The sequence below is a fragment of the Anoxybacillus sp. MB8 genome (genome assembly GCF_011006755.1).
GTDB classification, from domain to species: domain Bacteria; phylum Bacillota; class Bacilli; order Bacillales; family Anoxybacillaceae; genus Anoxybacillus; species Anoxybacillus gonensis.
On the sequence record NZ_RXXX01000085.1, the window covers coordinates 1 to 2,454 of the forward strand.

2 protein-coding genes are annotated in these 2,454 nt (G+C 39.8%); both read right to left on the reverse strand.

Features of this window, described 5'->3' with window-relative positions:
- Window positions 1-315: 315 nt before the first annotated feature.
- Complete coding sequence (locus tag EKC99_RS15185; protein WP_163152636.1) at window positions 316-1,125, reverse strand: hypothetical protein; 810 nt, start codon at window positions 1,123-1,125, stop codon at window positions 316-318.
- A gap of 372 nt (window positions 1,126-1,497) precedes the next feature.
- A partial coding sequence (locus EKC99_RS15190) for an ISLre2 family transposase (RefSeq protein ID WP_163152638.1) occupies window positions 1,498-2,454 on the reverse strand: 957 nt, incomplete at its 5' end.

Here is a 2,454-nt window from a genome sequence, read left to right on the forward strand (position 1 = left end):
ACTCCTTTGCTTTCCTTGTATTCCAAGGTTTTATTCGACAGGAAGATAAAAAAATCCTCCCGATTTTTGTCGAGAGGGTGCGAAATGTGAGTTAAGAAAACAGCAACATTCGTCACAGTCCTAGCTTCTGAAAGTAATGAAGCCTTGGGTCGGAGTTCCAAGGCTTCACTTGTTATATAAGGCACCTCTTAGGAAACATGTAGCTGTTTTTTTATAACACCAGTTGAAGCTCGATTTGCTTCGTAACGAGCTTCAATGGAATCTGGGATATGTCTCCTGTGTTAATGAATTTACTTGTTTATAATTACAGTATAGCTATTTCTGTTTTAATACTCTAAATACAAGAATACCAACTAAAACGATAATGGCTACAGTTACCGAAACAATTGTTATAGGTAACCAGTCAGTTATAAAAGATGAATAAGTTGTCGTTTCAGCCATGGATACCCTCCGCCTTTGATAGAGATGTTGGAAAGAAACTCTAACTGTCGCTCCATTTGATTTTAGATCTATAAGTTTTATAGAACTTACAATGGTATGGTAGGAATTAAAAACACCTGATCCACCAATTCCAATAGCTGCATATTTATAATCACCTTGTGCATTAATATCATAGCCCTCTTTATATGCTGTACTGTCTGTTATTTGTGCTGATCCATCAACAGTATTTGGGAACCAAGCAGATGTTCCTGCAACAGAAGCATATGTTGCAGTCAAACCTTTTGTAGTAACTTTAAAACCAGTTTTTAGAACTAATTTTGTGTCAGGGTAAAGTACATGGCGAATGTAAACTGTTGCACTATAAAATGTACTAGTATTATAAAAATAAAAATAATCAGCAGCTAGCGGAACTACATCTGATGGTTCATCTTCAATATTTATAGATTGTTCCACAATTACGTATCCGTTATCTGGTAACTCTATTTTCTTCGAAAAAGTTGTTTCCGCATTAGTATCTATTGTAACACTTTCCGTCGCTTCATTTATTGCATTTATAATTTCTTCATTTAAGTCATTTACATAACTTTCAAGGACGGTTGGATCTGTTTTGTTAACTAAATCTTGATAAACATCTTCGTTTTGAATTTGATTCGGATTGCTGTTGATTGCCTTAATTTGTTGCACTAATTCTTGTTTAGAATCAATTTGAGTTTCTGGTGTATGAGTAAAATGTTTGTGGGAGAAAAAATACAGGTTCCTAATTCAGTATAATCAGGAACCTACTGGATATGTAAGCAAAATAGATGAAAAACGGGCTCTCCTCCTGGTAAGGTAGTAAGTGCGAAAAAACAACCAAAGAAAGGAATGGAGCCCATGCAGTATTATATCACAGATGGAGTCACATTGAAAGACATTGAACAGTCATGTTTGAGTCAAGACTTTGTGGGAGATTTTTTTCTCGACCGATTTTTTTGGTTATATATGGTTTTATAAAATCGTTATATGTAAGCGCTTTTACTTACTCTCATCCTGTAGGTATGTGCGTTTTCTCTCGTTTTAAAAACCTTTCAATGCTTGCAATGCCTCGTAAATCGGTGTCCCTGAAGATTGGCGAAGGTATGGGATGTTATCTCGTACCACTTCTGTCATTTGCGTTTGCACGCGCTTCAGTGCCTTTTTCACGATCGTTTCTCGTTTCGTTTCTTCTCGTTCTTCCACGCCATACATCACCCCACGGCGTGTCCGAATGAGTAACGTATCTTTTATTGCGACGATTGCTCGCAACATCGCTTCAATCCCTGCATCTTTCCAACTTCGACCGTTTTTACTTCGTTTCGCAAACACATGCATCGTTCCTTCCGCACTCCCCATCGCCCTCATGTTTGTCGTGTCGATCCCTTTTTCCTTCAACCATACGCGATAGTCACGCAAACATCCTGGCATCTCCCCGATCCGTCGAACAAACGCCTCGAGTTGCTTTTCCTTCTCCTCATGTTCTAGCGTACCGATGGCACTTGTGAGTTCTCGTAACACGCCTTCTTCATCCCATGATGCTAATTTCTTTCGAATCACCCGATATCTTGCATGACCTCGGAACAATTGACGAATCTCTCTCGCCACATGGAACCGATCGAGTTGAAAGTACCCTCTATCTCCGAAATATTCACGACAAGCCGTAATCCACGGCGCACCATCTCCATTGATGACGACCCAATCTTCTAGTGGATCATACCCATATTCTTTCACTAAGAAGCTCTCGACGGCTTCCCAGATTGGCTCATTCGTTTGATGAACATAGTAGCGTCGGTTCACCAAAGAAACTCGTTTGCCGTTTTTCTCCCATCCTTGGTGAATCGTCACAATTTTCTCTTCTTTCCCTTTCATGCGGCTTCGTTGGCGTTTGACGTATAGTCCGTCTGCCTCAATGAAAAATACCCGACCTTTTTTCTCCATCTTGCGGTGTCCAACGACTTCAGCCTCGACAATCAACTGACGAATCGTTTCGTGGCTCAT